Origin of the sequence: Bradyrhizobium cytisi, assembly GCF_008123515.1 — a bacterium.
In the GTDB taxonomy this organism is placed as follows: Bacteria; Pseudomonadota; Alphaproteobacteria; order Rhizobiales; family Xanthobacteraceae; genus Bradyrhizobium; species Bradyrhizobium cytisi.
In genome coordinates this window covers 20,777-28,295 of the sequence record NZ_VSSR01000067.1, presented here as the reverse complement: position 1 = coordinate 28,295, position 7,519 = coordinate 20,777, and the positions used below count along the sequence as shown (strand labels likewise).

General features: G+C 58.1%; 5 protein-coding genes and 1 pseudogene. All 6 read left to right on the top strand.

All coding sequences use genetic code 11. From position 1 onward, the window contains the following. Positions 1 to 198: 198 nt before the first annotated feature. The 6 genes and pseudogenes from FXB38_RS33550 to FXB38_RS33525 all read left to right on the top strand — a co-directional run bounded on the left by FXB38_RS33550 (position 199) and on the right by FXB38_RS33525 (position 7,258). Positions 199 to 1,152, top strand: a complete 954-nt coding sequence (locus FXB38_RS33550) for a helix-turn-helix domain-containing protein (protein ID WP_148755227.1) — start codon at positions 199 to 201, stop codon at positions 1,150 to 1,152. A gap of 170 nt (positions 1,153 to 1,322) precedes the next feature. After that, positions 1,323 to 2,355 (top strand): annotated as a pseudogene (locus FXB38_RS33545) (HAD family hydrolase). Between the two features lie 127 nt (positions 2,356 to 2,482). Continuing rightward, a complete protein-coding gene (locus FXB38_RS33540) occupies positions 2,483 to 3,469 on the top strand; it encodes a formylglycine-generating enzyme family protein (protein ID WP_148755226.1) in 987 nt (328 codons plus the stop codon). Then, a complete protein-coding gene (locus tag FXB38_RS33535; RefSeq protein WP_187435319.1) occupies positions 3,466 to 5,175 on the top strand; it encodes an arylsulfatase in 1,710 nt (569 codons plus the stop codon). Before FXB38_RS33540 ends, FXB38_RS33535 begins: the two co-directional genes overlap by 4 nt. 1,108 nt (positions 5,176 to 6,283) lie before the next feature. After that, positions 6,284 to 6,520 carry a hypothetical protein gene (locus FXB38_RS33530; protein ID WP_148755224.1) on the top strand — a complete coding sequence of 79 codons (237 nt, stop codon included), beginning with the start codon at positions 6,284 to 6,286 and terminating at the stop codon, positions 6,518 to 6,520. A gap of 45 nt (positions 6,521 to 6,565) precedes the next feature. Continuing rightward, positions 6,566 to 7,258 carry a helix-turn-helix domain-containing protein gene (locus FXB38_RS33525; protein ID WP_187435318.1) on the top strand — a complete coding sequence of 231 codons (693 nt, stop codon included), beginning with the start codon at positions 6,566 to 6,568 and terminating at the stop codon, positions 7,256 to 7,258. Positions 7,259 to 7,519 lie beyond the last annotated feature (261 nt).

The window sequence follows — 7,519 nt, the reverse complement described above, 5'->3', positions numbered from 1 at the left end:
CCGCAATCCCCGGAATCCGCATTCTGCGCTGAGGTGATCAACTGCAAACCGTGAGGACATCGCCCGGCTGCAACAGAAGCCCTCAAAGGGCATCGCCAGATTCCGAAGTTGCATAGCCTGCTCGCCTCCCATCCTCCATCATGCAACTTTGGTCATCGCTGTTCGCGATGGGGCGTGCAGCAAATGAGATAAGCTTTGATGGCGGAACAGGGCACAGCCACGTTTGCTAGCCCCGACGACTTCAGCGCCGCGATCGGAGCTGCGAGACTAGACCTCTTCATCACGGCTGGCGGAGACTTCAACGGGCGGTTGACATGGTTGAATTTAGGCGGGCTGCATGTGCTTTGCGGCCATGAGAATCTGCCGCGTATCGGCTTTCTCGCGCTGCCGCCGGCCCAGGCGATCATCTCGTTCGCAGCTAACAGGGAAGCGTCATTGACATACTGTGGAGTTCGCATGCGTTTCGGCGATCTCGTCTTCCATGGTCTCGGCGAGCGGGTCCATCTAAGGACAGATGAGGAAGGTATTTGGGGGCTCATATCGCTTCCGCCCGCGCTGCTTGCGGCTTGCAGCAACGCCCTGACCGGGCAAAGCATCAGACCGCCTTTAGAAGGTCAGGTGATGCGGCCCACGCTAGGGGCCGCTAAGAACTTGCTGGGTCCGTTTTCGAAGGCTTGTCGTCTCGTTGAAAGCAAACGCGAGCTGATAAGCAATCCGGAGGTTGCGCGGGCCCTTGAGCACGAACTGTTGTACGCGCTTGTCAACTGTCTGACAGTCGACAATGTCGGCGAAAATCCGAGGCGAATACGACGTCACGCCGCTGTCATGGGTCGGTTCGAGGAGGCATTGGCCGCGCGAAACGAGCCCCATCTGAACGTATCTGAGCTCTGCGCAGCGATCGGCGTGCCGGAGCGAACATTGCGACAATGCTGTACCGAATTTCTGGGCATGAGCCCGACGCGGTATTACCTGGTGCGACGGTTGAACAAGGTGCGCGCGGCGTTGCGGCGGGCCGATCCGGAAACGGCCAGTGTCGCGGCAATCGCGCGAGACCATCATTTTCTCGAGCTCGGACGCTTCGCCGTAGCTTACCGGGCCGTATTTCATGAAATGCCGTCATCAACATTGCGCCGCGCCCGAACCAAAATGTGATGAGCACAAAAAAAGTTCTGCCGAAAACGCATAGCGCACAGCCCCGCAACCCAGCACTATCGTCTTCACGTGCTCCCAAGAAGCTGACCGGGATTTGTTCGACAGCACCGGATGCTTTTCCAAGGCGAACGGTCGAGCTTCCAGTTCTTGCTGAACAAATGGAGACGCTCATGAAGCCTTTCACCGGATCTCTTCGACTGGATCGCCGCGCCATTCTCTCTTCTCTGGCGGCGCTCGCGCTGGTTTCGGCTTCACTTCACGTCGGGCCAGCATCGGCACAAGCGCAGCTCGATGCCCTGCCATCTTGGAATGACGGCCCGACAAAGTCATCTATCCTCGAGTTCGTGAAGCGCGTCACAGATCACGACGGTCCGCATTTCGTGCCGTCCCGACAGCGTATTGCAACGTTTGACAATGATGACACGCTTTGGGGGAGCACCCAATGTATGTACAACTCGCCTTTGTGCTCGACCGCGTGAAAAGCCTGGCCCCGATGCACCCGGAATGGAAGGACAAGCAACCCTTCGCGGCAGTGCGGGACGGTGATGTGAATTCGCTCGCCGCTTCCGGTGAGAAGGGCGTTGCCGAACTGGTCGCCGTTACGCATGCCGGCATGACGACGGCGGAGTTTGAGAAGATCGTGACTGACTGGCTCGCCACCGGGCGCGACCGGCGTTTTAAAAGGCCTTACACCGAGTTGGTGTACCAGCCGATGCTGGAATTGCTCGCCTTCCTGCGGGCGAACGGCTTCACGACTTTTATCGTGTCAGGTGGGGGCATCGAGTTCATGCGGCCGTGGACGGAGGCCGTTTACGGCGTTCACCCGGAACAGGTGGTCGGATCTTCGATCAAGACCCGATACGAGATGCGTGACGGCGCCCCTATTCTATTCCGCCTTCCCGAAGTTAACTTCGTCAATGATTAGGCCGGTAAGCCGATTGGCATCAACGAGCATATCGGTCTTCACCCAATAGCAGCCTTCGGCAACTCTGATGGAGATCTCGAAATGCTGCAATGGACGACGCTCGCCTCCGGAGGCCGGTTCGGCCTGATCGTCCACCATACCGACGCCGAGCGCGAATATGCCTACGACCGGCATCACATTTCGGGAAACTGGACGTGGCGCTGGACGCCGCGGCAGTGACCCGATGGACAGTGGTCGATATGAAGAACGACTGGAAACGAATTTTTGCCTTCGAGTAAGGACGAAAATCAACAGGCCTGAGCCAACCATTTTCCTGAAGGTAGTTTTGCCGAAACTGCATAGTGCGAAATCCTGCAACTCGGCAGGATAGCGACAACGACTTCCCTTAACCGGCCGAGATCTCAGATGAACTTCGACAGCACGAAATGCTTTCCAAAGCCGAACGTCGACCATCCGGCAGACGAGGGCGTGGTTTATATTCCCGGCGGGGCCTTTCGCATGGGATCGGACAAGCACTATCCGGAGGAGGCGCCGGTTCACCGGGTTACCGTGGACGGCTTCTGGATGGACCGGACGCCCGTCACCAATCGCCAGTTCCGTGAGTTCGTCAACACGACCGGCTATGTCACTTTTGCCGAACTGACGCCCGATGCGAAGGACTACCCTGGCGCGTTGCCCCACATGCTCAAGGCCGGCTCACTTGTCTTTACGCCGCCGGGGCATTTCGTGGATTTGCGCCACTCGCACGAGTGGTGGACGTTCAAATTTGGCGCCAATTGGCGCCGTCCCTACGGACCGCACAGTAACCTTCGCGGGCTCGACGACCATCCGGTCGTGCACGTCGCCTATTGCGACGTCGAAGCTTACGCAAAATGGGCTGGCAAGGAAGTGCCGACCGAGGCCGAGTGGGAATTCGCTGCGCGCGATGGATTGGACGGCGCGGAGTTCGCCTGGGGCGACGAACTGATGCCCGGTGGCATGCATATGGCGAACACCTGGCAAGGCAACTTTCCGCACGAAAATCTTGTCACTGACGGATACGAGCGGACGTCGCCCGTTACAGCGTTCCCGGCCAGCCAATACGGCGTGCACGATATGATTGGCAACGTTTGGGAGTGGACCGCCGATTGGTACTCGCCAAGACACGAGGCCGATGCGCCGAAGGCGTGTTGCATTCCGGAAAATCCCCGCGGTGGTCCCGAGACTGCAAGCTACGACCCCCGAGATCCGAAGATCAGGATTCCACGCAAGGTGCTTAAGGGCGGCTCGCATCTTTGCGCTCCTAACTATTGCCGCCGTTATCGTCCGGCCGCGCGTCACGCCGAACCGATAGATACGTCGGCCAGCCACGTCGGTTTCCGTTGCATCGTCAGAAAAAGGAGTGCGTCATGAGCAGCGACAAGAGTTCAGAAAATTCCGACACCGACACTGCGCTATCGAGCTCAGGGTTGAAGCGCCGCGATCTGCTCCTGAGCGGTAGTTCTCTCGTTGCAGCTTCGGCGCTTTCGGCTGCCGGACTGACAAGTCCCGCACAGGCACAGCAACCAGCGACGGCGCCAGCGTCGGGCGGGCAACGACCCAACATCGTTGTCATCATGGGTGACGACATCGGCATGTGGAATCTCGGCGCCTATCACCGCGGTATGATGGCGGGTCGAACGCCGAACCTCGATAAACTCGCCGCCGAGGGCATGCTGTTCACGGATTACTACGCAGAGGCCAGTTGCACGGCGGGTCGTGCCAATTTCATTACCGGCGAGCTACCGATCCGCACTGGCATGACAACGGTCGGTCAGGCCGGCGCTCCCACAGGCATACCCGCACAAGCCGTGACCATCGCTACCGCACTAAAAGGCATGGGCTACGCTACCGGCCAGTTCGGCAAGAACCACCTTGGCGACAAAAACGAATTCCTGCCGACGGTGCATGGCTTCGACGAATTTTTCGGCTACCTCTATCACCTGGACGCGATGGAGGACCCCGCGCACCCAGCCTACCCGCAGGAGTTGCTGAATTCCGTAGGTCCACGCAACATGATCCATTCGTATGCGACCAATGTTGACGATCCCACCGTGGATCCGCGCTGGGGCAAAATCGGCAAGCAGAAGATCGAGGACGCGGGCACGCTCTATCCCAAACGAATGGAAACCGTGGACGACGAAATCCGCGACCTCGCGCTAAAATTCATCGACAAGGCCAAGACCGACAACAAGCCGTTCTTCGTGTGGCTCAATCCGACTCGCATGCACATCGTCACGCATCTGTCGCCGAAATACGAAGGGTTGCGCAATTCCAAGAACGGGTGGACGATCCATGAAGCCGGCATGGCGCAGCTCGACGACGACGTCGGAATCGTCATGCAGAAGCTCAAGGACCTGGGCGTCGACGACAACACCATCGTGGTGTTCACCACTGACAACGGCACCGAGGTTTTCACGTGGCCCGATGGCGGACAGACGCCATTTGCACAGAGCAAGGGCACAGTTCTGGAAGGCGGCTTCCGCGTACCCTGCATGATCCGCTGGCCGGGCAAGGTGCCCGCTGGCAAGGTTGAGAACGGTATCATCTCCGGTCTGGACTGGTTTCCGACTTTCCTCGCCGCGGCCGGCAACCCGAACATCGCCGAAGAGCTGAAGACGGGCAAACAGATCGGTGACACGACCTACAAGTGCCATCTGGACGGCTACAACCAGATGGACATGATTACCGGGAAGGGGCCCTCGAACCGGCACGAAATATTTTACTTCGGCGAAAGCGACTTGGGTGCCGTGCGCATCGACGACATGAAGTATCGCTTCATCGACCAGCCTGGGGGCTGGTTGGGTGAAAAAACCAAGCCCGATGTACCATACCTCACCAACCTTCGCCTCGATCCCTTCGAGCGCACCGGCTGGCCCAATGCCGGGAGCAAAGAGGGAGCGCAGCAATACTTCGACTGGTTCAAATACGAATTCTGGCGCTTCGTGTTTGTTCAGCAGTATGTCGAGAAGCTGGCGATGACTGCGATCGAATTTCCACCGATGCAAAGGGGAGCGAGCTTCAACCTTGAGGCCGTAAAGGCAAAGATCGAGGCGGCCAGAGCAGCCATCGCGAAGTAGCGGCAAAATCGGACATCGCCCCGAACCCCGGGGCGATGTCTCAAGACAACCGTCTTGCAACATTCAAAGAATACCCGCCGCGCTAGAAAGCGGCGAGCTTCACCATTTCGCAAATCTTGGAAAGATTTGAGCGGAAGCGGCGGCCACAATGGAGGCCGCTCAGCAAAGAGGCGAGAGCTAGGGACGCACATCCGCGCGCCCGAGGGGGCCAGGCTCTGCAGGTTCTGGGGCACCAGCGCCGTAATGGGAGTTGGTTGCGTGCTCGCCGACCCGCGGACCGACGCCCACAAATCAGTTTGCAGCTGGCCAGTCGACTGATCGATCTCGGTTTGTCGGGCCTCATCTCGATTGAGGAAGAACAATATCCGCTGGTCGAGGTAAGCGCCAAGAAGCCTGCGGACGTTTGTGGCATGGTCTGAGGGTAAAAGATCCGCGCGCAACAGTTCGGTTCCAATCGCATCGGCTTCGGCTTCTTCGAGACCCTTGCGCTGTTCGTATCGGCTGCTGGCCATGGAAACGCTGAAGCCGATGATCAATGCCAACAGCGTCAATGTGGCCCCGAGGACGATGCCAAGATCCTCGGTTTGCTCCTCGTTGACCTCTCGCCCTCGTTGGCGGAGCCATGAGCCCGCCGCTGCGCCGAGCCACAAACCGACGAAGGCGGCTATGAAAAGTATCAATGGATAGTGTGTGAGATTTTCCATCGGTTGAGCCGCTTGATCGGAGTGTCCGAACTGCTTGACCGTAGAAGTCAAATCCACTCGGGCGCCATCGCTCCGCGCACAAGCTGAGCCCAGTCGATCAATTGATTGCCTGCACCGCTATGCGTTTTCGGCAGAAAGGAACGAACATCCTTTAAGAGAACATCAGCAAGTGTGGCTTCCCGCTGATCGCAGTCGGGCAGCTAATACAGTTCGCAGCCATTCGAAGTCGCGTGCTCGGGACGGCATGTCACAATCGGAGCATTGATCTAGCTCAAACAACCGCACGTTGGTCCCGAGTCATGGTTGCCCTAAGCTCTGTGTTCAGATTGGCGGAGAGTCTGCCGACGCGCGTCCGCAGAAGTTGGCCAACTAAGGAGCATTTGCTGCTTGCGCGGGAGAACAGAATGGCGTTCCCCAGGGTTTTTCATCTTGATGATCCGTCGGCGTGTCGGACGGTTTTCCCTTTTGCTGATATCGAGCTATTTCCGACAGCAAAGGGGAGTTTCCATGCCGCGATCACGCAAATTGGCATGAACCGCGTTTGGATGCATCGAATTCAAATCTCGTTGCCTGAGATCAACACGGTCGCGGTTAGGCCCGGCCACAGATCGATTGGCTTTCTTACCGAAAGCAATTTGTGATCCCTGCTGAACTGTGGCCTGGAAGTTCGGCCCGGCGACATGGTCTTGAATAGGTCTGATGTGGTCCATCAACGGTCTGGCGCCGACTTTCAATATGGCACGGTCTCCATTCCGTCTGATGATCTGGTCGCTGCTGCCGAGGTCATCGTCGGTCGTGAACTGCCGGAGAAACCCGGCAAGTCCACTATTCGGCCGCCTACTGCGTTGATGGTTCGACTACTAAAGTTGCATAAGAGCATCGGGCAGCTCGCTCATGACAGCCCGGACATTCTGGACCTGCCGGAAGTGACCCGGGCGCTAGAGGCCCAGCTAACTCACGTCCTGGTGAGGTGTCTCGCTGAAGGCCATTCGGTGGAGCCGACTGCAGGTGGCCGCCGTACGGATAGCTTGCTCACCCGTTTCGTAGAATTCCTGAAGGACAATTCCGATCGGCCGCTCTACCTAACCGAGATTTGCGCCGCCATCGGCGTGGCAGAGCGGACACTTCGCGCGTCCTGCGAAGAGCATCTCGGTATGGGCCCGATCCGATATCTCACCTTGCGGCGAATGCACCAGGTACGACGGGCGCTCCTGTATTCGCATCCGTCCAACACAACCGTCACTCACATTGTGACTGACCATGGCTTTTGGGAGCTCGGGCGCTTTTCAGTTGCGTACCGCACGCTGTTCGGAGAGTCTCCGTCGGAGATATTGCGCCAACACGCAGCTCAATCTAGTAGTAGTCTGACGTCCGCGTAGGTGCTGACGCCTAAACGACGACCAGCGACATCGCCGCAAACGTTTACGAGTTTTCGTGCTTGACGCGGCGCGGATCCCAGTCGTGTGTATTGCTGTGAGTTACTTCCAGGTATTCGGAGAATTCCGCTTTCGCATTGCGGCACTGCTTTATCGAATCTCCCAGGGAATTCCTGCCGAAACTGCATAGCGAGCGTAACGGCGCCTTGGCAATGTGAAGAACAGGCCGATGCAAAAAGTGCCATGGAGTGTGAGATAGCGTCG

Bases quoted from the DNA above. Each gene is read 5' to 3' on its own strand.
- FXB38_RS33540 (WP_148755226.1), top strand. From the start codon at position 2,483: ATGAACTTCGACAGCACGAAATGCTTTCCAAAGCCGAACGTCGACCAT.
- FXB38_RS33530 (WP_148755224.1), top strand. From the start codon at position 6,284: ATGGCGTTCCCCAGGGTTTTTCATCTTGATGATCCGTCGGCGTGTCGG.
- FXB38_RS33550 (WP_148755227.1), top strand. From the start codon at position 199: ATGGCGGAACAGGGCACAGCCACGTTTGCTAGCCCCGACGACTTCAGC.
- FXB38_RS33535 (WP_187435319.1), top strand. From the start codon at position 3,466: ATGAGCAGCGACAAGAGTTCAGAAAATTCCGACACCGACACTGCGCTA.